Consider the following 22,464-nt stretch of genomic DNA (forward strand, 5'->3'; position numbering starts at 1 on the left):
TCTTTTCGGTACGACGGCACTGCTCGGGGGGCTCCTGCTGGCCCAGGGCGCGTCCGCGGCGGAGACCACGGTGAAGATCGGCGGCGACATCCGCTTCGACGCGGGCTACATCGACGACGACCTGAACGGTGATCCCAACGACATCAGCTTCCTGTCGGAATTCCGCCTGCCGATCACCATGGACGCCGTGGCCGACAACGGCCTGCAGTATGGCGCGATGGTCCGCATCCGCAACACCGGCCAGGCCGGCACGGGCATCCAGGCTGACCGCCGCTTCATCTACGTCGGCGGCGACTGGGGTCGCGTCGAGATGGGCAGCGAGTGGGGCGTGACCACGAAGCTCGAAGTGATGGCTCCGACGATCGGCATCGGCCAGATCGACGGCACCTGGGGCGACTTCTCCGACCTCGGCGAGTTCAGCTACTCGCACGCCACCGAGTACGACCGCTCGACCAAGATCGCCTACTACACGCCGCGTTTCGCGGGCTTCCAGGCCGGTGTCTCCTATGCGCCGGAACGGGATGCCCAGGGCGACGCGAACCGCCGGCTCGGCGGCACCTACGAGGATCAGGTCGAAATCGGCGCCAACTACACCGGTGACTTCAGCGGCTTCGGCGTCAAGCTCGGCGCAGGGTACACGATGGCTGAAGCCAAGACGGCAGGCGTGGATGACCTGAGCTCCTGGTACGCCGGTGCGCAGGCGAGCATCGCGGGCTTCGTGGTCGGCGGCGGCTACTTCGACGACGGCGAGAACGCTACTGGCGTCGAAGAGGACGGCTGGAACGCCGGTGTGACCTACACCATGGGTGACTTGGCCGTCGGCGCCAGCTACGGCATGGTCGAGAGCGGTGCGACGGAAGACACCCTGTGGTCGGTCGGCGCCAGCTACCTTCTGGCTCCGGGCCTGAGCGCCAACCTCGACCTCTACTTCTTCGACGCTGAGAACGCCGATCCGGCGCTCTACACCGGCGGCAGCAACGAAGGGACCATGGCAGTGTTCCGTACCCGCCTGACCTTCTAAGTCGGCAGTTACGGCCACTTCTCGGGACGGGGCGCCACGGTGTGGCGCCCCGTTCTCGTTTCCGGGACTGGGACTGCCCGCCCGCGAATCCGGTGCCAGCCCCCTCCATAGAAGTGGTGCCTCTTAAGCGCCCGGGCGGTTCCCAAGCCCCCCGTGACGCATTGCTCCCTTTCCTGTTGAGACCGGGACAGAAGGCCAGCAGGCCTTTTCCGAATGAGGGAGCAAGACATGCGTATCAGCCTGATCACGATGTGCTCGGCCGTGGCCCTGATGGCCGCTCCGGCCTTCGCCCAGACCACAACCACGTCCCCGACCACGTCCCCGACCACGTCCCCGACCGTGGAGACCCCGGTGATCGGCGCCGAGGAGAGCACGTCGGTCATGGAAGAGTCGGTCATGGAAGAGCAGGCGAGGGAGGACACCTCGATCCTCGGCGACCAGGAGGACGTCCCGGAGGTCGGCGTCGTGCCGCCGCCGCCGGTCGAGCGGCCGTCGAATTGCGTGGCCACCGACCCGACCTGCGAAATGGGCGACCAGGGCGGAGCTGCGAGTGGCGGTTCCGGCGGCACGGCCCAGTAACACGGCCCAGTAACCACGTCCAAGGGAGCCACGGCTGGCAGCGGGATGCCGCTGCCAGCCTGTTTCCGGCACCCGAAGAGGCCCGTTGGCGGTATATGCCGGCACGGGCCTTTTCTTATGGGCAGGGGAATCGCTTCAGGTTATAGGCGCTGGCGTGCCGCCGTTATAGGCGCTGGCGTGCCGCCCAGGCCGACACCAGGTGCAGCGGCCCGCGGTCCTTGGCCCGGTCATGGCCGCGCCGCGAGGTCTTGCCGGCCGATGCACACGAACTCGGGCGCCGGCTCGCGCAGGGCGTCCACCCAGGCGGTGAAGCAGGTCTGGAAGAGGTCAGGGTCGAGGGCGTTGAGCGTGTCGTGCGCCGGGATGCCTCGCTCGTAGGGCAGGAAGCGGCGCAGGAAGTCCAGCCGCAGCCGGCCCCAGAAGCCGGATCTCGACGAAGTCGTCCATGCCGCTCAGGGTCGCGCACAGCACCAGCAGCAGGATTTCCGGCAGCGGGTACAGCACCCGCCACTGCTGGCGCGGATCGCGCAATGCCGAGAAGTGGTCCGGAAGCGACACAGGGCGGGCCGGCGGATGGGCCATCACGATCTCCTCGCAACCGGAGCCTCCCATGAATCACGGCTCCATCCCCTCTGGAAATCCCCGACACCCTCAACCTGAAGCGATTGCCCTGGCCGTTTAAACGGCCCCCGCTTGCTACGCCGCGGCTTTTTTGCTTTAACTCCACGCGCAACTGCTGGGTAACGGGCAATGGCCGGTCGGCTCCTTCCAATCCGCGTAGATTTCAGGCGTACCGCCGCGGCGGCGGCGCTGGGCTGTCTGCTGGCGCTGGGTGCCTGCGGCGGCATCGAGTCCGAGGCGAGCTATCCCGACCCGAACGAGGGTTTGTACGACCAGGGCAGCCTGCTTGGCGGCGACGGCGGGGTCACCCTGCTCGGTCCCCGCCGCGCCCGCGGCGACCAGGAGGCAACCGGCATCGGCGTCAACAGCTATCTGTGGCGCGCCTCGCTCGACACGCTGGCCTTCATGCCGCTGGCCTCGGCCGACCCCTTCGGCGGCGTGATCCTGACCGACTGGTACGCCCCGCCCGAGACGCCGTCCGAGCGCTTCAAGGTCAACCTCTACATCCTCGACCGCCAGCTCCGCGCGGACGGCCTGCGCCTGTCGGTGTTCCGGCAGATGCGCGGCCCGTCCGGCGAATGGCAGGACGCGGGCGTTGGCACCGACACCGCCCGCCAGCTCGAGGACGCGATCCTGACCCGCGCCCGGCAGCTCCGGATCGCGCAGGCCGCCGTCCAGTAGGCAGGGCGGCACCCCAACCCTTTCCCCGGCGCCCGCGCGGCGGCGTCTTCCACCGATCGGACGGGCGCCGTTCGCCAGCACAGGAGACGACCGCCGCGATGTCGCGATACAATTTCAAGGAATCCGAGGCGCGCTGGCAGGCTGCCTGGAACGAGCACGGCAGCTTCCGCGCCGTCGAGGATCCCTCCCGGCCCAAATACTACGTGCTGGAGATGTTCCCCTACCCGTCGGGCCGGCTCCATGTCGGCCATGCGCGCAACTACGCGCTCGGCGACGTGGTGGCGCGCTACAAGCGCGCGCAGGGCTTCAACGTGCTGCACCCCATGGGCTGGGACGCCTTCGGCCTGCCGGCGGAGAACGCGGCGATCGCCAACAAGGTCCACCCCGCCGACTGGACCTTCGAGAACATCCGGGTCATGCGCGGCCAGCTCCAGCTTATGGGCCTGTCCTACGACTGGGAGCGCGAGGTCGCGACCTGCACCCCGGAATACTACAAGCACGAGCAGAAGATCTTCCTCGACTTCCTGAAGGCCGGCCTCGCCTACCGCAAGGAGAGCTGGGTCAACTGGGACCCGGTCGAGCACACCGTGCTCGCCAACGAGCAGGTAATCGACGGGCGCGGCTGGCGCTCCGGCGCGCTGGTCGAGAAGCGCAAGCTGAGCCAGTGGTTCCTCGAGATCACCCGCTACGCCGAGGAGCTGCTGGCCGCGATCGCCGGCCTCGACCGCTGGCCGGACAAGGTTCGGCTGATGCAGGAGAACTGGATCGGCAAGTCCTCGGGCCTGCGCTTCGCCTTCGACGTGGTCGGGCGCGAGGACCGGATCGAGGTGTTCACGACCCGGCCCGACACGCTGTTCGGCGCCTCCTTCGTGGCCCTGTCGCCGAACCACCCGCTGACGGCCGAGCTGGCGGAGAAGAACCCCGCGCTCGCCGGCTTCGTCGCGGAGTGCAACCGCCTGGGCACCAGCGAGGCCGCGATCGAGACGGCGGAGAAGCTCGGCTACGACACCGGCCTGACCGTCGCGCACCCGTTCCAGCCCGGCCGCACGCTGCCGGTCTGGGTCGCGAACTTCGTGCTGATGGAATACGGCACCGGCGCCATCTTCGGCTGCCCCGCGCACGACCAGCGCGACCTGGACTTCGCGCGCAAATACGGCCTCGACGTGATCCCGGTCGTCTTCCCCGAGGGCGCTGCCCCCGCGGAGTTCCGGATCGGCGACGAGGCCTATACCGGCCCGGGCCGGCTCGGCAATTCCGGCTTCCTCGACGGGCTCGACGTCGAGGACGGCAAGCGCGCCGCGATCGCGCGCATGGAGGAGCTCGGCCGCGGCGAGGGCACGACGATCTACCGCCTGCGCGACTGGGGCGTGTCGCGCCAGCGCTACTGGGGCTGCCCGATCCCCGTGATCCATTGCGAGGCCTGCGGCATCGTCGCGGTCCCCGACGACCAGCTCCCGGTCGAGCTGCCGTCCGACGTCGACTTCGACGAGCCCGGCAACCCGCTCGACCGGCACCCGACCTGGAAGCACGTCTCTTGCCCATCCTGCGGCGGCGCGGCGCGGCGCGAGACCGACACCTTCGACACCTTCGTCGAAAGCTCCTGGTACTTCGCGCGCTTCGCCTCGCCCAAGGTCGAGGACCGTGCCTTCGACCGCGCCGCCGCCGAGTACTGGCTGCCAGTCGACCAGTATATCGGCGGGGTGGAGCATGCGGTCCTGCACCTGCTCTATTCCCGCTTCTTCACCCGCGCGCTCAGCGAGTGCGGCTATCTCGACCTGGCGGAGCCCTTCGCCGGGATGATGACCCAGGGCATGGTGACGCACGCGACGTATCGCGACCGCGACGGCCTGTGGCTCTACCCGGAGGAGGTGGCGCTGCGTGACGGCACGCCGGTGCGGGCGTCCGACGGCGCTCCGGTCGAGGTCGGCCGCCTCGAGAAGATGAGCAAGTCCAAGAAGAACGTCGTCGGGCTCGAAGGCATGATCGAGAGCTACGGCGCCGACACGGTGCGCCTGCTGCTGCTGTCCGACAGCCCGCCCGAGCGCGACCTGGAATGGACCGAGGCCGGCATCGACGGCGCCTGGCGCTACGTCAACCGGTTGTGGCGCCTCGTGACCGAGCCGGCCGTGCCGCTGCCCCCGCCCGGCGCGCCGGCCCCGGCGTCCTTCTCCGACGCCGCCCTGGCGGTGCGTCGCGTCACCCACAAGACGGTCGCCGCGGTGGCCCAGGACCTCGACCGCTTCCACTTCAACAAGGTGGTCGCGCGCGTGCGCGAGCTGACCAACGCGCTGGCCGACCTCCAGGGAGCCGGCGAAGGGGAGGCATGGGCGCTGCGCGAAGGCTGCGAGGTGCTGGTCACGCTGGTGAACCCGATGATGCCGCATCTCGCCGAGGAGCTGTGGCATCGCCTCGGCCATCCCGGCCTGCTCGCGGACCAGCCCTGGCCGGAGGCCGACCCGGCCCTGGTGGTCGAGGACACGGTCAAGGTCGCGGTCCAGGTCAACGGCAAGCTCCGGGCGACGATCGAGCTGCCGCGCGACTGCGCCGAGGCCGAGGCCCGCGAGGTAGCGCTGGCCGAGCCGAACGTCCAGCGGGCGATGGACGGCAAGCCGCCGCGCAAGGTGATCGTGGTCCCGAACCGCATCGTCAACGTGGTCGCCTGACCGAATCCTCCCTCTCCCCACGGGAGAGGGAGGGCCCGCACCGAAGGTGCGGGAGGGTGAGGGCGGCCCCCAGCCGGAAGCCCCAGGTGAAGCTCCCCCCCGCGCGCATCGACGCCTTCGTCCGCCGGCCCGACCCGCAGGTCCGGGTCGTGCTGGTCTACGGCCCGGATGCCGGCCTCGTGCGCGAGCGGGCGGATGCGCTTGCCCGGTCCGCGGTGCCCGACCTCGCCGATCCGTTCCGCGTCGCCGATCTCGCGGCCGACGCGATCGCCAAGGACCCGGCCCGCCTCGCCGACGAGATGGCGGCGATCGCGCTGACCGGCGGGCGGCGCTGCGTGCGCCTGCGCGGAGCCGACGAGGGCCTGACCGCGGCCTTGCAGGCGGCGCTCTCCGACCTCCCTCCCGGCGACACGCTGGTCGTGGCCGAGGCGGGCGACCTCGGCAAGGGCTCGAAGCTGCGCACGCTGTGCGAGGCGTCGGACCATGCCGCGGCGATCCCCTGCTACGTCGAGGACGAAGCGGCGCTGGCGCGCACGATCGCCGACATGCTCTCGGCCCACGGCCTGACCGCCAGCCGCGACGCCGAGGAGTTCCTGGCCGCGAGCCTGGTCGGCGACCGCATGGTCGCCCGCGGCGAGATCGAGAAGCTCGTGACCTACATGGGCGAGGAGCGCCGGGTCGAGCTGTCCCACGCCCAGGCCGCCATCGGCGACAGCGGCGCGCTCGAGATCGACGCGCCGGCCTGGGCGGCGGGCGAGGGCGACTACGCCGCGATCGACCGCTCGCTCCAGCGCCTGCTGGGCGAGGGCGTCAGCCCGGTCGCGATCCTGCGCACGGCCCAGCGCCATTTCCAGCGCCTGCACGTCGTCGTGGCCCAGGTCGCGCGCGGCGAGCCCGCGGAGAAGGCGGCGGGCTCGCTGAAGCCGCCCCTGTTCTTCAAGACGCGCGGCCAGTTCCTGGGCCAGGCCCGGCGCTGGTCGCCGGCGGCCCTGCGCCAGGCGCTGGACCGGCTGACCGAGGGCGAGGCCGACTGCAAGCGCACGGGCATGCCCGACCACACCGTGTGCGCCCGCACCCTCTACCAGCTCGCGGCGCTCGCCCGCGGGCGCGGCCAGCGCTAAGGGCCCGGTTCCGGATGTCCGAGACCGCGCCGCGCTCGACTGCCGATGCGACCCCGCCGCGAAGAAAAAAGCCCCCGCGCGATGCGCGGGGGCCAGTCTGATTGGGAGGAACCGCACCACAGATGCGATGGCCCTTTCTTAGGCCGTTAAGGTTAGCAAGAGGTTAATTTTTGATCGTTTGTGGCTTCTAACCGAAATTTAAGAGGCGCCGGGAGAATCTATGCCGGTCCACACGTTCCGGTCGGAGAAGCCGATGGTCTCGTCCGTTCGCGCCGCGGTCCTGGTGGCGCTGCTGTTCGGGCTCGCCGCCTGCGCCGTCCGCCCGCCGCCGGAACCCCCCGCCCCCGTGCCGGCCGCGCCCGTCCCGGTGCGCAGCATCGTGCTGCAGCATCCCTGGGAGAAGGACAGGATCGAGGTGGCGTATCGCCGCGGCGGCGACTACGACGCCCGGGCGCTGGCGGCGGCCTCCACGCTGTTCCGCGACCGCAAGACCGGCGAGGTCCATTCCGTCGACCCCCGGCTCCTCGACCTGCTATGGGACCTGCGCGCCCGCCTCGGCCTGCCGGAGACCCATCCGATCCACGTCGTCTCCGGCTACCGGACGCCCGTCCTGCGGAAGTCCGGCAGCTTCCACAACCGGGGCGAGGCGGCCGACATCCGCATCCCCGGTGTGCCCGGGCGCGCCGTGGCGGCGGTCGCCCGCGATCTCGGCCGCGGCGGCTGGGCGCATTATCCCGGTTCCGACCACGTCCATGTCGATATCGGCCCGGTCCGGACCTGGGCCGCGCGCTGACCGGTCACCCGCGGGCCCCGACCCCGGCGGCCCCGACCCGGAGCGACGCCGCCGCCGCCGCGCAGGCGACGAGCGTCCAGGCCGCGCAGCCGAGGAACAGCGCCTCGAACGAGACCCCCAGGTCCAGCAGCACGCCGAACAGCACCGGCGAGGCCGCCGACGAGACCACCATCAGCGACGCCGCGAGCGAGCGGGTCATGCCCAGGCTGGCCGCGCCGTACAGGTCGACCCAGACGGCGTTGATGACGACGCTGTTGGTCCCGGCGGTGAGGCCGGCCAGCACCATGAAGGCCAGCGCAGCACCCTCGCCCCTGCCGAGGCCGAGCGCCAGCACCCCGGCGGTCAGCGGCAGCAGCAGCACCGGCGCAAGGCGCTGCGCGCCGAACCGGTCGGCCGCCGGCCCGGCCGCGAGCGAGGCGACGACCGCCGCCAGGGCGAAGCCGGCGATCGATGAGGCGAACCAGGCGAGCGACCAGCCCCGCGCCTCGACCAGGGCGACCTGGTGGAAGGAGACACCCGTCACGACGAAGGCCGGCGTCACCAGGGCCGGGACGAGCAGCAGGAACCGCGGGTCCCGCAGGACCCCGGCGGTGGTGATCCCCACCGGCGACGCCATGGCGGACGGCCGGCCGCCCCCGCCCCCGCCCGCATCCCCGTCCCCGCGCAGCAGCAGCCGCACCGCCGCGGGCCCGACCGCGAGGAGGAGTGCTGCCAGCACGGCCCAGATCGTCCGCCAGCCGATCGCGGTCATCGCCAGGACGACCAGCGGCGGGAACACCACCTCGCCCGCCGCGAAGCCGAGGGCGCCGATGCTGACCGCCTTGCCGCGCCCGGCCCCGGCGCCGCGCGCCAGACCGGTCATCGCCGTGTGCGTCATCAGGCCCTGCCCGCACAGCCGGAGGCCGAACAGCGCCATCGCCAGCACCGCGACATGGGCGGAGACCGCCATCAGCAGGCAGGCGGCGGCAAGGCCCAGACACACCGCGGTCGCGTAGCGGGGCAGGGCGACACGGTCGATCCGGCGCCCGACCCAGGGCAGGCACAGCGCGCTCGCCAGCGTGGCGGCCGAATAGATGCCGCCGAAGCCGCCGTTCGTGAGACCGAAGGCCGCGCGGATCTCGCCGCCCGACAGCGCGATCATGAAGGTCTGGCCGAAGCTGGAGAAGAAGGTCAGGAGGAACCCGAAGGCGAGCAGCCGCCTGTGGGTCGCGACGAAGCGCAGATAGGCCGACGCCGACGAGCCGATGGTCAAGGACGCGGACCTCGCTGCTGGGAGATGCTACGCCTCGGGATCGGCATCGATGCCGAGGGCGGCGAAATTCTGCACCGTCGCCTCGCCGAGGGGAAGGCGGCGCGCCCGCGCCGCGGCGGCGGCGCGTTCGGCGATCAGGTCGAAGCCGTCCAGCGAGCTTTCCAGCTTGACGGTGCCGCCGCCGCGCAGCGTCATGTGCATCCAGCCCTCCCGGCGGTCGCGCCGGGTCGAGTAGTAGGTGAGCCGCACCGAGCGCAGCTCCGACCACGACACCCGCCCGCCGAGCGGCCCGCGCGCCCGGACCCCGTCCTCGTCCAGCTCGACCACCGTCGCGTGGCGCTGCGCCGTGCGCAGCCCGAACAGCGCGAACAGCAGCGCGGCCGTCCCCAGCGCCACCCCCGCCCACACCGCGACGTCGACCGCGAGCAGCGGCCCGGCGGTCAGCACCAGCCCGCCGCCGGAACGCGCATAGTCCGCCAGCAGCGGTCCCTTCGGATAGCGGAAGGTCTCCCCGGTCACTCCATTCCCCCTGTTGCCCCTCCAGCCGCCTCCCCGGCCGCCTCCCCGTTGCGGCGCGCCAGCAGCCCCGCGCATTCCGCCATGCTCTCGGCGTCGTCGAAGGCGGCGATGCCCGCGGCCTCCAGCTCGGCGAACCACTCCTGCCTGTGCTCCAGCGTGCCCATCATGCAGTGGAGCATCGGCTTGCCCCAGCGCGCCGCCGCGGCCGCCAGCCGGGCGACGACCGGCGCCGCGTCGACCATGAAGGGGACGACGTGGAGGCCGAGGATCGCGTCGTAGGCGTCGGCGGCCTCGGCGATCACCGCGTCGGCAGCGGCGCCGAAGCGGTCCTCGCGCGCGTCCGCCAGCAGGTCCAGCGGGTTGGCGACCGATGCTTCCGGCGGCAGCGCCGCGCGCAGGGATGCCGCGAGCGGGCCGGGCAGGGCCGGCAGCTCCAGCCCCTCGACCGCGCAGCGGTCCGTGCACAGCACGCCGGGGCCGCCGGAGTTGGACAGCACGAGCACCCGCCGGCCGATGCCGCGCGGGAAGGTGCCGAAGCCCTTGGCCGCGAGCAGCAGGCGGCGCAGGCTCCTGACGCGGATCACCCCGCATTGCGCCAGGAAGCGCGCCGTCTCCGCGTCGCTGCCGGCCGTCCCGCCGGTATGCGCGGCGACGGCCCGGGCGCCGGCTTGCGTCCGTCCCCCGACCAGCGCCACGACCGGCTTCGCGGCCGAGACGCGGCGCGCCACCTCCTGGAACCGCTCCGCGTCGGCGAAGGACTCGGCGTAGATCAGCACGCAGGAGATCGAGGGCTGCGCGCCGAGATGATCGAGGTAGTCCTCGACGGCGAGATGCATGCCGTTCCCGACCGAGACGACCGTCATCAGCGGCAGCCCCATCGCGTTCGCCTTGGCGATCACCTCCTCGGCCAGCGCGCCGGACTGGCTGATCAGGGCGATGCCGCCGGTGCCGGGGCGTGGACCCGACGGCAGGTCGCGCAGGAAGGTCGCGGCCAGCGGGCCGGCCGGGTCGAGATGGATCAACCCCGCGCAGTTCGGCCCGGCGATCGTCAGCCCGGCCGCGCGGGCCAGCTCGCGCAGCTCCGCGTCGCGGGCGCGGCCCGCCTCGCCCGCCTCGCCGAAGCCGCCCGGCAGGACCAGGAAGGTCCGGTGTCCCGATCCCGCCGCCTCGCGCACCGCGTCGACGATGCGCTCCGGCCCGATCGCGACCACGGCGAGGTCGGCCGGCTCGGCGAGCTCGCCGGCGGAGCGCGCCGCCTCGATGCCGAAGATCGTGCCGCCGCGCGGATTGACCGGAACCACCCGGCCGGCGTAGCCGGACCGGCGCAGCATCTGCATCACCGCCCCGCCCGACGAGGTCGGCCTTTCGCCGGCGCCGATCACCGCGACGCTGCGCGGCGCGAACAGGCTGCGAAGATCGCGCATGCCTTCCCCTTCCCCGTGTTCAGGCGTTCCCGTGTTTGGCGTTCCCGTCCTCAGACATCCACGTCCACCAGCACCGGCACGTGGTCGGAGGGCTTCGGCTCCCAGCCGCGGGCGTCGCGCAGCACCCGGCTGCTCCTCAGCCCGCCCGCGAGCGGCCCGGTGACCCAGACGTGGTCGAGCCGGCGGCCGCGGTTGCTCTCCGCCCAGTCGCGCGCCCGGTAGCTCCACCAGGTGTACAGCTTCTCCGACTCGGGCACGAAACGCCTCATCGCGTCGACCCACCCGATCGAGCGGCGCATCGCCTCGAGCCGCTCGACCTCGGCCGGCGTATGGGAGACGACGTCCAGCATCTGCTTGTGGGACCAGACGTCGTTCTCCAGCGGCGCGACGTTGAAGTCGCCGACGACGACCATCGGCCGGTCGGGCGAGCGGTGCTGCGGCCACCATGCCGCCATCTCCTCCAGGAACTGGAGCTTGTGGGCGAACTTGTCGTTCACGGCCGGGTCCGGCACGTCGCCGCCCGACGGGACGTAGACGTTGTGGATCTCGACCCCGTCGATGGTGGCCGAGGCGTGGCGGCAGTCCTCGCGCCCGCACCAGTGATGGAAGGTGTTCCCCGACAGCGGCCGGCGCGACAGGATCGCGACGCCGTTGTAGCCCTTCATGCCGTGGATCACGGCATGGCCGTAGCCGCGGTCGGCGAAGGCCTTGCGGGGAAAGGAGTCGTCGACGGTCTTGGTTTCCTGCAGGCACAGCACGTCGGGCTCGGCCTCGTCGAGAAGCCGCAGCACCAGGTCCAGGCGCAGCCGGACCGAGTTGATGTTCCAGGTCGCGATTCGCACGGGTGTCCTCGGATCGTCATGGGTGCGCCGCCCGGGGCCGGCCCGGGCGTGCGCACTCTACCACCCTGGTGCGGAGAGACTACCCGATCGTGATCGAAAGCTCGCCGAGCCCGTCGACATGGCCGCGCAGGCGGTCGCCGCGCGCGACCGGGCCGATGCCCTCGGGCGTGCCGGTGTAGATCAGGTCGCCGGGCCGCAGCTCGACCAGCCCCGACAGGTAGGCGATCGTTTCCGGCACGCTCCAGATCAGGTCGGCGAGGTCGGCCTTCTGGCGGATCTCGCCGTTGACCTCCAGCCAGATGGCGCCCCGGTCGGGATGGCCGACGCGGGCGGCCGGCCGGATCGCGCCGCAGGGCGCCGACTGGTCGAAGCCCTTGCCCATGTCCCAGGGACGGCCGAGCTTCTTGGCCTGGGACTGGAGGTCGCGGCGCGTCATGTCCAGGCCGACCGCGTAGCCGAAGACGTGTTCCAGCGCCCGGTCGGCCGGGATGTCCCGCCCGGCGCCGCCGATCGCGACCACCAGCTCGATCTCATGGTGCAGTTCGGACGTCGCCGGGGGATAGGCCATGGCGGCGCCGTCGGGGATCACGGCGTCGGCTGGCTTCATGAAGAAGAACGGCGGCTCGCGGTCGGGGTCGTGGCCCATCTCCCGGGCATGCGCCGCGTAGTTGCGGCCGACGCAGTAGATGCGGCGCACGGGATAGAGCTCCGCGGCGCCGTCTATCGCGACGGCGGGCGGCTGCCACGGGGGGATCGCGTAGGCCATCAGGCTGCCTTTCTCTTTCAAGTTGCGTGGGGTCCCCTCTCCCCCTGGGAGATGGGGTGGTTCAGAATACCCGATACCTCCCGCCGATGACGCCCAGCGGCCAGCGGCCGGCGGCGAACAGGCGGTACTTGGCCGCGAACGCGTGCTCCGGGCCGGCACCCGCCGCCAGCGCCGCGGCGGCCTGGTCGCAGGCTTGCGCCGCCGCCCCGGCCGCGACCCGGATCAGGTAGGGATCGGCGATGCCGGACCGCGCGGCCGCGACCGCGGCGTGGCCGTGCGTCACGTCCAGCGCCGTCTCCATCACCCGCGTCAGCGCGCCGTAGAGCGCCGTCTCCGCGAGCCGGGCGCCGGCCTCGGCCAGCAGGCGGGCGCGCTCGCGGTCCTCGGCCGCCCACCAGGCCGGGTCCCAGTCCGGCCCGCGCGCGAGGCGTTCCGCCTCGGCCCAGCCGCCGACCGCCTCGACCGGCGTCCCGGGAAAGCCGAGCCCGGCTACGCAGGCGGCCGCGTCCTCGGCCTCGCCGGCTCCCAGCGGCTCGCCGAGTGCCGCGAACCAGCTATCGGCGCGGACCGCGTCGGCGAGCCGGCGGACCGCGTCCACGCTCATCCCCGTGCCTCGCGCCACAGGTCCAGCTTCTCCTGCACCGGCCGGTCGGAATAGCTGAACAGGACCGCTTCCTCCTGCGCGTCGTGGCGGTGCGGCGCCCAGCTCGGCACGACGAACACGTCCTTCGGGCCCCAGTCGAGCACCCGGTCGCCGACCCGGGTCCGCCCCGTCCCCTCGACGACCGCGTACACCGTCGCGTCGGTGCAGCGGTAGGGCTCGGTCGCGAAGCCCTTCGGCAGGAGTTGGACGAAGGTGCCGATGGTCGGCATCGCGTGCCCGCCCGTCGCCGGGTTGGCGTAGCGCATCTTCAGCCCGTGGCAGGGGTCCCATTCCTCGGTCCGGCGCAGCGTCTCAAGCACCTCGCGCGTGCGCTCGTAGGGGTAGCTGAACACCGGCGAGGTCTGCGAGCGGGGCTTCCAGTCCACCGGCAGCAGCCCCTTGCCGTAGCGCGCCGGCGCGTCGCCGACCGGTCGCGACACCGGCTGCTCCTCGGCGTTCAGCTTCTCGGCGAAGCTCGCGTCCAGCATCCGCACCAGCGGGATGTCCAGCCCGTCGAGCCAGACCATCGGGCGGTCGCTCTCGTTGCCGTGGTCGTGCCAGGTCCAGCTCGGCGTCAGCACCAGGTCGCCCGGCCGCATCACCGTGCGCTCGCCCTCGACCGCGGTATGGGCGCCCTCGCCCTCGACGACGAAGCGTAGCGCCGACTGGGTGTGGCGGTGGGCGGGCGCCACCTCGCCGGGCAGGATCAGCTGCAGCCCGGCATAGAGCGAGCGCGTGATCGCGGCCTGGCCGCGCAGCCCGGGGTTTTCCAGGATCAGGACCCGGCGCTCGGCCTCCTGGGCGGTGATCAGCCGCCCGGCCTCCATCAGGTGCTCCCGGACCTCGGCGTAGCGCCACAGGCAGGCTTCGACCGGGCTGACCGGCTGGGGCGTGACCAGCGCGTGCAGGCTCTCCCACAGCGGCGCGAGGTTGCCGGGCGAAATCCGTTCGTAGAAGGCCGCCCGCTCGGGGCCGGCCGGTGCTGCGCTCCTCATCGCGTCTCCTCCCTGGTCGGTGGCCTTCCCGGCATCAGGCCGCCGCGGCCTTCGGCAGGCGCAGGCCCAGCTCGCGCTCGACCAGATCGCGTGCGCGGTTCATGAAGTCCTCGCGCATGTCGTCGTTGGTGCGCTGCTTGATGCCCCACTTCAAGTAGATTTCGTTGTTGCGCGACTTCGAGCCGCCGAAGAACGCCGGCAGCAGCGGGAAATACTGGTCGATCGCGGCCTGGACCTGGGCGCGGCCCTCCTCGGTCCGGCACAGCTCCGTGCAGAAGTCGCGGCCGAACTGCGCGTGGAAGCGCTCCTCCGGCATCGTCATGCGCGCGAGGTTGCGCAAGGGGTGGAAGGTGCAGTTCAGCAGATCCTCGACCTGGAGGATTTCGGCCAGGTCCGCCAGCAGCTTGATGACGCAGAACTGGGCCCAGTTCTCCAGCGGGAACTCGAAGATCGACAGCGGCTTCTTGCCGGCCGGGGTCATCTCATCGGCCGGGATGCCGATCTGCTCGCCCAGCTCGCGGAAGCGGACATGGTGGCCGTACTCCTCCATCGCGACGCGGCAGGTCAGCCATTTCGCATAGGGGGTCGGCGCCAGCGCGATCGCCGGCTCGTCGAACACCTGCGCGCCGTAGAGCTCGTTGACGGCGTGGCTGCGCACGATCTTGCGCACGGCCGTCCGGAACTCCTCGGGCTGCGCTGCCAGATCCTCGGCGGACCTGACGACGGGATTGGCGGCAGGGTCGGCAGCGGTCATGGCGTGGTCCTCCTCACGGGATCGGGGCTACGGGATCGGGCTACAGGATCGGGTCGGTGTCGAACGCCTCGAGGTCGGTCTCAAGCGGGACGAAGCCGTCGGCGAACGCCGCCTCGACGCCGGCCGCGAGGTCGCCGCCGAGCACGAGGCGCCCGGTCGGCCGCGGCTGGGAGAACAGCATCACCTCCCTGCCCCGCACGCCGAAAACCTGTCCCGTCACCCCGGCCGCCGCGGGCTCGCACAGCCAGGCGACGAAGCGGGCGACGGGCTCGGCCGGGATCGACAGGGCCCGGCGCTTGTAGCTGGCCTGGGCTTCGTTGGCGGGCTGGATCGTCTCGGTGACGCGGGTCGCGGCGAAGGGGGCGACCGCGTTGCAGGTGACGCCGGAGCGCGCCATGTCGAGCGCCACCGCCCGCGTCAGCCCGACCAGCCCCGCCTTGGACGCCGCATAGGCGCTTTGGCCGTAATTGCCGTAGAGCCCGGCGGTCGAGACGAGGTTGACGATGCGGCCCCAGCCGTCCCCTTCCCCAGTCCCGGCCCGGCCCCGGCCCCGGCCCCGGCCCGCCTTCGCCTGTTCGCGCAGGAGCGGCGTCGCCGCCGCCAGCACGTTGGCCGCCCCGGTCAGGTTGGTGCGCAGCACCGCCGCCCAGTCCGCCGGGTCCAGCTTGAACACGAAGGCGTCGCGCAGGATCGCCGCCGCGTTGACGACGATGTCCAGCCCGCCGTGGCGCTCCTTCGCGAGCTTCACGGCCGCCGCCGCCTGCGCCGGGTCGCCGACGTCGCCGGCGTCGGGCGTGCAGCCGGTCTCTGCCGCCGCCGCCTCGACGACGCCGGGGTCGGCCCCGCGCCCGTCGATCCCGGTGCCGCAGTCGACGATCACGACCTCGGCGCCCTGGCGCTTCAGCTCCACGGCGATCGCCTTGCCGATGCCGCGCGCACCCCCGGTCACGAGGGCGACCCGGCCCTCCAACGATGATTCGCTCACCTGGCGCTTCCTCCCTTGCCCGCGGCCGCGTTCTTCTCGGCCTCGGTATAGAACGCGTCCGCATGGATGTCGGCCGCCCGCATGCCCCGCGCCTCCAGCAGCGGCACCGTGCCCTCGACCATGGCCGGCGGCCCGGCGAGATAGGCCTTGCAGCCGTCGAGATCGGGCAGGGCCGCCGCCGCGACCTCGCCCACATAGCCGGTGCGCCGGCCGGTCGGGCCTTCCGGCGCCGACAGCACGGGCACGAAGCGGAAGTTGGGATGGGCCGCCGCCAGCGCCTCGAACCGGTCGAGGAGATAGAGGTCGCGTTCATCCCGCGCGCCGAAGAACAGGTGGATCGGCTGGCGCATGCCGCGCGCCAGCGCGGTCTCGACGACCGACTTGACCGGCGCCAGCCCGGAACCGCCGGCGACCGCCAGGATCGGGCCCGTGTGTCCCTCGCGCAGATGCGCCGTCCCCGACGGTCCGGTCACCGTCACGTCGTCGCCCGGCCGCAGCCGCTCGGCGACATGGCGGCTGACCCGCCCGCCCATGTCGCGGACGTGGAACTCCAGCTCCGCTTCTTCCGGCCGGTTCGCCATCGAGTAGTCGCGCGCCGGCAGGCCGTCGAAGGTGAGGGAGGCGAACTGCCCGGCCGAGAAGGAGAAGGGCCCGCCGGAGACGACCGCGAGCCGCAGCACCCGGATGTCGTGCGTCGCCCGCTCGACCGAGACGACGCGGCAAGACAGCCGGCGCGACGGATGCAGGACCGTGTCCTCCTCCTCCAGCCAGGCGACCTCGCAGTCCTCCCACGGGACGGCCCGGCAGGCGAGGATCAGGCCCCGCGCGCGCTCCTCGGGGCCGAGCGCGTAGTCGGAATGGGGCGCCAGGTCGACCTCGCCCGCCAGGAGCTGCGACTTGCACGCGCCGCAATTGCCGGACCGGCAGCCGTGCGGATAGGGCACGCCGCCGGCGAGCGCCGCCTCGAGGATGGTGGCGCCGGGTTCCACCGTCACCGGTGCCGCGGCCTGACGGATCTTGACCGAAACGCCCACGTCCCGCCCCTCGAAAATGTTGGTCATACAAACAATATGAAAGCGGCCGGGACGAATCAAGGCCCGGCCGCCGACGCGTGGTCCGATGCCGGCCCTTGCGGACCGGGAAACCGGCGCGCCATCATCGGCGCCGCTCCTTGCCTCATCGAAGGTGCCGATCGTGTCCGATGCGACCAGTTCCAGCCCCGATGCCGGCCCGGACGGGGGCAAGACGCGCGGCCGGCGCGGCGCGTTGCGGCGCAGCCTGCTGCCCGGCCTCGTCGGCTACCGGCTGCGCAAGGCGCAGATCGCGATGTTCCAGAGCTTCCAGGCGGCCGTCGCCCCGCACGAGGTGACGCCGGGCCAGTTCGGCCTGCTGGTCCTGATCCGCGAGAATACCGGCCTCAGCCAGTCCCGGCTGGGTGCTGCCGTCGGCATCGACCGCTCGACCATGGTGGCCGCGATCGACCGGCTGGAGGGGCGCGGCTGGGTCGTGCGCGCGCCGAGCCCGACCGACCGCCGCTCCTACGCGCTGCGCCTCGGGCCCGAGGGCGAGCGCCTGCTCGACGAGCTGATCCCCAAGGTGCGCGCCCACGAGGAGGCGATGCTGGCCGGGATGGACGCGGGCGAGCGCCGCCTGCTGCTGGACCTGCTGGGACGCCTGGCGGGCGGCGGGTGAGCCGCGCTCACCCCTCCCGGCGCTGGGCCCTCGTGGTCATGACGACCCCGACGGTGACGATCGCGGCGCCGATCCAGGTCAGGGGCGAGTAGCGCTCCCCCAGGAACAGGACGCCGGCGGCGAGGCCGACCGCGGCCGCGACATAGCCGATCTGGCTCAGATAGACGGGGCCGCCGACCGCCTGCAGGCGGAAGAAGAAGGCGAACATCGCCGCCGACGAGGCGACCTGCGCCGCGATCAGGAGCGGCGTATCGGCCAGCGGCGCGAAGGAGCCGCCGTCTCCCAGCAGCAGCGCTCCGGCGAGCAGCATTGCCGCCGAGGCGAGATGGCTGCCGACCGCGAGCTCGATCGGCCCGGTGCCTTCCGGCCAGTCCACGGTGCGGTAGATGTTGCCGGCGGCGAGGCTGACCGGGATCAGCAGGCCGAGGGCGACCCAGAACAGGTCGGCCGGCTGCCCGGCCTCGCCGCGCGTCGTCGCCACCATCGCCGCGCCGACGAAGCCGACCACGATGCCGGCGACGCCCAGCCCGTTGGGCCGGCGCACGCCGAGCAGCATCGACAGCACCAGCGTGATCACCGGCGACAGCGTGAACATGATGCCGGTGTAGCCGGCGCCGAGATGCGGGATCGCCGAGAACATCAGGATATTGGGGATCGCGTAGGAGATCGCCGCGGCGACGACGAAATAGCGCAGCCTGTGCGCGGTCAACGCCAGGGGCCGGCGCCGGGCCAGCAGCACGCATGACAGGACCGCACCCGTCCCGAACGAGATGACGAAGGCCCATGCCATCGGCGCGATGCCGCTCGCCGCCGCCATCTTGCCGAGGGGCGGCGTCACCCCCAGCAGGGTGCCGGTCACGAGGAGGAGGCCGAAAGCCGAGTCCCAGACGCGTTTCATGCCGTGGCGGTCCTGCGGGCGAGGATTGCGAGCCTGGTCATGGTCCGATGGTCTCCGCTGTCGAAGAAGGGGCACCCGTGCGGCTTGGCCGGTGCCGTCGTTCGCGATAAAATATGATGCAAAGAATCTTCACGTCAAGATACATGATGGTGAGACATATGGACCGGGCGTCGAAGGCGATCGAGCAGTGGCGGAGGGAGCGGCCGGACCTGGACGTCCGTCCGATGGCCGTTCTCGGGCGGTTGAGCGAGGCTGCCTCCCTGGTCGCGCGCGAGCGGCTGAACCCGGTGTTCGCCCGGTTCGGGCTGCAGCGCGGCGAGTTCGACGTGCTGGCGACGCTGCGGCGCTCCGGCGATCCCTACGCGCTGACGCCGACCGCGCTCTACGAGGCGACCATGGTGTCCTCGGGGGCCATGACGAACCGGCTCGACCGGCTGGAACGGGCGGAGCTGATCGAGCGGGTCCCCCATCCCGCCGACCGGCGCGGCGTCGTCGTGCGGCTGACCGGCAAGGGCCTCGGCCTGATCGACGAGGCCGTCGCGGCGCATGTCGAGAACGAATGGGCGGTCGTCTCCGCCCTCACCGAGGAGGAGCGCGACACGCTCGCCCGTCTGCTCGGCAAGCTGATCGCCAGCCTGGAGTGACGCTGCCGTGGCGCAGGCGGGCGCCGCGGAACGCGTGACGGGCGTTCAGAACCTCCAGGACACCGCCAGCGCGCCGAACTGGTCGCCGCCGTCCTGGCCGTCGAACTCCCGGGTGCGCAGGACATGGGTGTAGGTCAGGCGGGCATCGCCGAGCGTGGCCGCGAGGCCGAACTGCAGGTCGCCGACGAAGAGCTCCCGATCGACGCTGCGGCTGTCCTGCCAGGTGTTGCCGTCCAGGAAGATGTTGCGCGCGACCGCCCGGCCCGACACGCCGGCGAACAGGTACCAGCCGAACCACCGCTCGGCCGGGACGAAGAATCCCGATCCCGGTACGCCGGGCTCGATGCGCGGCGGCCCGTAGTCGCGGGGGAGATGGCGGCCGAGCCGGACCGTCAGGCCGGCATCCGCGAAGGTATAGACGTTGCCGAGCGCCCCGCCGACATGGGGCGTCACGTCGACGCCGAAGCCGGCCACCCGCTCCGAGAGGAAGGAGCGCCAGCTGCGCTGGTAGCTCACGACCAGGCCCGGCTCGTTCTTCAGCTGCGTGTCCCATCCCCGCGGCTGGGCCGCGCCGGTGATGCGGTGGACCAGCTTCTGCGACGGCTCCGCCAGCGACAGCGGGCCGATGACGCCGGCCGTGAGCTGAAGCTGGTCCAGCCGGCGCTCGGACTCGGCGATCAGCCCGATCGAGGCGTACAGCCAGCCGGCATAGGGCCGGGCCCCGGGCGGAGGGTCGGCGACCTCGATGTCATCGGGCGTGAACATGGCCTGCCCGACCCGGTAGACGGTGCGGACCAGCCGCTCCTCCGGGAACAGCGGCACCCATGCCGCCGCCCCGAGGGCCCAGGCCGGGGCCGCCTTGCCCGAGGTCCAGGCGGCCTCCACGCCGTTCGTGTAGTGCCGGTCGAGGTTGTAGAACAGGTCGTTCTCAAGCACGAACGACACCGTCCCGACCTCGGCGGCGCCGGTGGCGGGCGGGTCCTGCGCCCATGCCGGCGCAGCCGCGAGGACCGGGACGGCCGCGAGCGCGGCGATGAGGGCGGCGATGAGGGCGGCGGGCCGGCGCATCAGCCGCCGCGGCGCGCGCGGGCCGCGACCGCCTCGCCGAACGCGGCGAACAGGCGGGTCGAGGCAGGGTCCTCCCAGAAGCGCCATTCCGGGTGCCACTGGACGGCGAGCGCGAAGGCCGGCGCGTCGGCGACGCGCACCGCCTCGATCACACCGTCGGGGGACGTGGCCTCGACCGCGAGGCGGCCGGCCAGCCGGTCGATGCCCTGCACGTGCACCGAGTTCACCGTCAGCTCGCTCATGCCCGTGATCGCCGCGAGCTGCCCGCCCGGCACCGGCGCCACCGTGTGGGCGGGGCCGTATTGCCGCTCGGTCGGCAGGTCCTCCGGCGGCATGTGGTCGCGCCGGCCCGGCGTCTCGCGGAGCTGCTGGTGCAGCGTGCCGCCCAGCGCGACGTTCAGCTCCTGCAGGCCGCGGCAGATCCCCAGCAGCGGCACGCCGCGTGCGATCGCGGCACGGATCAGCGGCAGGGTGGTCGCGTCGCGCTCGGGATCGTGCAGCGTGCCCGGGCGGCTCGTTCCGCCTTCGTAATGGTGGGGCTCGACGTTGGAGTGGCTGCCGGTGATCAGCAGCCCGTCGAGCCGGTCGAGCAGCCGTTCCGGGTCCAGGCCCGGCCCCAGCGCCGGGACCAGCAGCGGCAGCGCCCCCGCCCCGTCGGCGACGGCGCGCACGTATTTGTCGCCGACGACGTGGAAGGGCAGCGAGGCCATCGGCCGGACGCAGGCCGGGATGCCGACGACCGGTGGAAGCGGGAGATCGTGCGAGGTCATGGACATCAGGGGTAGCATGCGCCGGCTCGCCCGGACAAGGTCGCGGAAGGTACCGATTCGGTGTTGCATCCCAACGGCTTTCGGGCCATATCCCCCGCTCTCCGGCGAGGAGGCCGGAGGACATCTACTGTTTGGAGGGGGCCATGGGTCAGACCGCGACTCTCTTCCAATTGGGGATGGACTTGGGATGCGAGCCAAGGAAAGCCCAGGCGGAAGTAAATTCGACCGATTCCGGCAACGTCTCTAAGGGCCCTTGGCCGGCGAGCGACGAGAATCTCGATCATTTCGTGAAGCGCGACGGCAAGGTCTTCGCCGGGACGCACCTTATCATCGACCTGTGGGGCGCAGAGCGGCTCGACGACCTCGCCCATGTCGAGAAGACGCTGGTCGAGGCGGTGGAGCAGTCGGGCGCCACGCTGCTGCACATCCACCTGCACCATTTCACCCCGAACGGCGGCGTCTCGGGCGTGGCCGTGCTGGCGGAATCGCACATCAGCATCCACACTTGGCCGGAGCGCGGCTACGCCGCCCTCGACGTCTTCATGTGCGGGGACGCCGAGCCGCGCAAGGCGGTCCCGGTGCTGGAGCGGGCCTTCCGCCCCAGCGGCGTGGAGGTGGAGGAGATCTTCCGCGGCGAAGTCGCGCCATGAGCGGGTGGTTCGAGGAGACGCTCCATCCGGACATCGGCCAGCGGTTCCGGATGGAGCGGGTCCTCTACCGCGACCGGACCGGGCTCCAGGACCTCGTGATCTTCGAGAACAGGGTCCTGGGGCGCGTGATGGCGCTCGACGGCGTGATCCAGACGGCCGAGGGCGACGAGTTCATCTATCACGAGATGCTGGCCCATGTGCCGATCCTGGCCCATGGCCGGGTTCGCCGCGTGCTGATCGTCGGCGGCGGCGACGGCGGCATGCTGCGCCGGTGCCTGGAGCATCCCTCGGTCGAGCGGGTCACCATGGTCGAGATCGACCGCGGCGTCGTCGACCTCAGCCGCGAATACCTGCCCTCGATCTCGGCCGGCGCCTTCGACGACCCGCGGACCGAGCTCGTGATCGCGGACGGCTGCCGCTACGTCGCCGAAACCGCCGACCGTTCCGACGGCGACCGCTTCGACGTCGTGATCGTCGACTCGACCGATCCCCACGGGCCGGGCGCGGTCCTGTTCACCAGCGCCTTCTACGCCGACTGCAAGCGCTGCCTCGCGCCGGGCGGCGTGCTGGTGACCCAGAACGGCGTGCCGTTCCTCCAGCCCGACGAGCTGACGCAGACCTGGCGGCGGCGCAAGGCGCTGTTCGCCGACAGCTCGTTCTTCATGGCCCCGGTGCCCAGCTACTACGGCGGCTTCATGGCCTTCGGCTGGGCGAGCGACGACGAGGGCCTGCGCGCGCTGGCCGCCGCGGACATCGCGCCGCGGATGGCGGCGGCGGGCTTGCGGCCGCGCTACTATACGCCCGAGATCCATGCCGGCTCCTTCGCGCTGCCGCAGTACGTACTGTCGCTGATGGCGTGAGCCGGCCCCCGCGGAGGAGGCCCATGCCGCTCGTCTCGCTGAACCACGTCACGATCCGCACCGCCGACCTGGACGGGGCGCGCCGCTTCTACGAGGACGTCCTCGGCCTCGAGGCGGGCGAGCGGCCGCCCTTCCCGTTTCCCGGCCTGTGGCTCTATGCCGGCGACGGCACGCCCGTCGTCCATCTCGTCGGCACCGGCGCGCCGGCACCCGGCACCGGGTC

24 protein-coding genes and 1 pseudogene are annotated in these 22,464 nt (G+C 72.1%); 11 read left to right on the top strand and 14 right to left on the bottom strand.

Annotation, left to right across the window (positions count from 1 at the left end):
- Both VGO20_RS22360 and VGO20_RS22365 read left to right on the top strand, forming a co-directional pair.
- Positions 1-1,021, top strand: a 1,021-nt coding sequence (locus VGO20_RS22360; RefSeq protein ID WP_327504600.1) for a porin, incomplete at its 5' end; no start/stop codon positions are given.
- A gap of 228 nt (positions 1,022-1,249) precedes the next feature.
- The gene (locus VGO20_RS22365) at positions 1,250-1,600 is read left to right on the top strand and encodes a hypothetical protein (RefSeq protein WP_327504601.1); all 351 of its coding nucleotides are present in this window, start codon (positions 1,250-1,252) and stop codon (positions 1,598-1,600) included.
- Between the two features lie 166 nt (positions 1,601-1,766).
- Here VGO20_RS22365 and VGO20_RS22370 read toward each other — a convergent pair.
- Positions 1,767-2,182, bottom strand: a pseudogene (locus VGO20_RS22370) (ISAs1 family transposase); the annotation flags it as partial.
- Between the two features lie 168 nt (positions 2,183-2,350).
- On the opposite strand from VGO20_RS22370, the gene VGO20_RS22375 reads away from it, so the two are divergent.
- The 4 genes from VGO20_RS22375 (at position 2,351) to VGO20_RS22390 (ending at position 7,479) form a co-directional block, all read left to right on the top strand.
- The gene (locus VGO20_RS22375; RefSeq protein WP_327504602.1) at positions 2,351-2,902 is read left to right on the top strand and encodes a DUF3576 domain-containing protein; all 552 of its coding nucleotides are present in this window, start codon (positions 2,351-2,353) and stop codon (positions 2,900-2,902) included.
- Between the two features lie 98 nt (positions 2,903-3,000).
- Entirely contained in the window at positions 3,001-5,565 is a 2,565-nt protein-coding gene (leuS, locus tag VGO20_RS22380) for a leucine--tRNA ligase (RefSeq protein ID WP_327504603.1), read from the top strand.
- 86 nt (positions 5,566-5,651) lie between these two features.
- Positions 5,652-6,686: a DNA polymerase III subunit delta gene (gene holA / locus VGO20_RS22385; protein ID WP_327504604.1), complete on the top strand. Its 1,035-nt coding sequence runs from the start codon at positions 5,652-5,654 to the stop codon at positions 6,684-6,686.
- Between the two features lie 253 nt (positions 6,687-6,939).
- On the top strand, positions 6,940-7,479 hold the full coding sequence (locus VGO20_RS22390; protein ID WP_327504605.1) for a YcbK family protein: 540 nt from the start codon (positions 6,940-6,942) through the stop codon (positions 7,477-7,479).
- A 4-nt stretch (positions 7,480-7,483) separates the two neighbouring features.
- Here VGO20_RS22390 and VGO20_RS22395 read toward each other — a convergent pair whose 3' ends face one another.
- The 10 genes from VGO20_RS22395 to VGO20_RS22440 form a co-directional block, all read right to left on the bottom strand.
- Positions 7,484-8,731, bottom strand: a complete 1,248-nt coding sequence (locus VGO20_RS22395) for an MFS transporter (protein ID WP_327504606.1) — start codon at positions 8,729-8,731, stop codon at positions 7,484-7,486.
- Between the two features lie 27 nt (positions 8,732-8,758).
- Complete coding sequence (locus tag VGO20_RS22400) at positions 8,759-9,250, bottom strand: hypothetical protein (protein WP_327504607.1); 492 nt, start codon at positions 9,248-9,250, stop codon at positions 8,759-8,761.
- Entirely contained in the window at positions 9,247-10,674 is a 1,428-nt protein-coding gene (locus VGO20_RS22405) for a CoA-binding protein (RefSeq protein WP_327504608.1), read from the bottom strand. Before VGO20_RS22405 ends, VGO20_RS22400 begins: the two co-directional genes overlap by 4 nt.
- Positions 10,675-10,724: 50 nt before the next feature.
- Entirely contained in the window at positions 10,725-11,516 is a 792-nt protein-coding gene (gene xth / locus VGO20_RS22410; protein WP_327504609.1) for an exodeoxyribonuclease III, read from the bottom strand.
- Positions 11,517-11,595: 79 nt separating this feature from the next.
- Complete coding sequence (locus VGO20_RS22415) at positions 11,596-12,282, bottom strand: fumarylacetoacetate hydrolase family protein (RefSeq protein ID WP_327504610.1); 687 nt, start codon at positions 12,280-12,282, stop codon at positions 11,596-11,598.
- Positions 12,283-12,343: 61 nt separating this feature from the next.
- A complete protein-coding gene (locus VGO20_RS22420) occupies positions 12,344-12,886 on the bottom strand; it encodes a hypothetical protein (protein WP_327504611.1) in 543 nt (180 codons plus the stop codon).
- Positions 12,883-13,920, bottom strand: a complete 1,038-nt coding sequence (gtdA, locus tag VGO20_RS22425) for a gentisate 1,2-dioxygenase (RefSeq protein WP_327504612.1) — start codon at positions 13,918-13,920, stop codon at positions 12,883-12,885. The genes VGO20_RS22420 and gtdA overlap by 4 nt, the downstream gene beginning before the upstream one ends.
- 34 nt (positions 13,921-13,954) lie before the next feature.
- Positions 13,955-14,674, bottom strand: coding sequence for a Phenylacetic acid catabolic protein (locus VGO20_RS22430; RefSeq protein ID WP_327504613.1), 720 nt, complete (start codon positions 14,672-14,674; stop codon positions 13,955-13,957).
- 40 nt (positions 14,675-14,714) lie between these two features.
- Positions 14,715-15,659, bottom strand: a complete 945-nt coding sequence (locus VGO20_RS22435; RefSeq protein WP_327504614.1) for an SDR family oxidoreductase — start codon at positions 15,657-15,659, stop codon at positions 14,715-14,717.
- Positions 15,656-16,720, bottom strand: coding sequence for a 2Fe-2S iron-sulfur cluster-binding protein (locus VGO20_RS22440; protein WP_327504615.1), 1,065 nt, complete (start codon positions 16,718-16,720; stop codon positions 15,656-15,658). The genes VGO20_RS22435 and VGO20_RS22440 overlap by 4 nt, the downstream gene beginning before the upstream one ends.
- Before the next feature lie 133 nt (positions 16,721-16,853).
- Here VGO20_RS22440 and VGO20_RS22445 point away from each other — a divergent pair, with 133 nt between their 5' ends.
- A complete protein-coding gene (locus tag VGO20_RS22445) occupies positions 16,854-17,351 on the top strand; it encodes a MarR family winged helix-turn-helix transcriptional regulator (protein WP_327504616.1) in 498 nt (165 codons plus the stop codon).
- Positions 17,352-17,358: 7 nt separating this feature from the next.
- Here VGO20_RS22445 and VGO20_RS22450 read toward each other — a convergent pair whose 3' ends face one another.
- Positions 17,359-18,249 carry a DMT family transporter gene (locus VGO20_RS22450; RefSeq protein ID WP_327504617.1) on the bottom strand — a complete coding sequence of 297 codons (891 nt, stop codon included), beginning with the start codon at positions 18,247-18,249 and terminating at the stop codon, positions 17,359-17,361.
- 143 nt (positions 18,250-18,392) lie between these two features.
- Here VGO20_RS22450 and VGO20_RS22455 point away from each other — a divergent pair, with 143 nt between their 5' ends.
- On the top strand, positions 18,393-18,893 hold the full coding sequence (locus tag VGO20_RS22455; RefSeq protein WP_327504618.1) for a MarR family winged helix-turn-helix transcriptional regulator: 501 nt from the start codon (positions 18,393-18,395) through the stop codon (positions 18,891-18,893).
- 45 nt (positions 18,894-18,938) lie between these two features.
- On the opposite strand, the gene VGO20_RS22460 is transcribed toward VGO20_RS22455, so the two are convergent.
- Positions 18,939-19,961: a lipid A deacylase LpxR family protein gene (locus tag VGO20_RS22460; protein ID WP_327504619.1), complete on the bottom strand. Its 1,023-nt coding sequence runs from the start codon at positions 19,959-19,961 to the stop codon at positions 18,939-18,941.
- Complete coding sequence (locus VGO20_RS22465; RefSeq protein WP_327504620.1) at positions 19,961-20,749, bottom strand: gamma-glutamyl-gamma-aminobutyrate hydrolase family protein; 789 nt, start codon at positions 20,747-20,749, stop codon at positions 19,961-19,963. Before VGO20_RS22465 ends, VGO20_RS22460 begins: the two co-directional genes overlap by 1 nt.
- Before the next feature lie 269 nt (positions 20,750-21,018).
- On the opposite strand from VGO20_RS22465, the gene speD reads away from it, so the two are divergent.
- The 3 genes from speD to VGO20_RS22480 all read left to right on the top strand — a co-directional run.
- On the top strand, positions 21,019-21,381 hold the full coding sequence (gene speD, locus VGO20_RS22470) for an adenosylmethionine decarboxylase (protein ID WP_327504621.1): 363 nt from the start codon (positions 21,019-21,021) through the stop codon (positions 21,379-21,381).
- A complete protein-coding gene (speE, locus tag VGO20_RS22475; RefSeq protein WP_327504622.1) occupies positions 21,378-22,241 on the top strand; it encodes a polyamine aminopropyltransferase in 864 nt (287 codons plus the stop codon). The genes speD and speE overlap by 4 nt, the downstream gene beginning before the upstream one ends.
- Positions 22,242-22,264: 23 nt before the next feature.
- Positions 22,265-22,464 (top strand): VOC family protein (locus VGO20_RS22480; protein ID WP_327504623.1); only part of this gene is annotated, 200 nt, incomplete at its 3' end.

Source organism: Arenibaculum sp. (genome assembly GCF_035998295.1).
Taxonomy (GTDB): Bacteria; Pseudomonadota; Alphaproteobacteria; order Azospirillales; family Azospirillaceae; genus DASYHS01.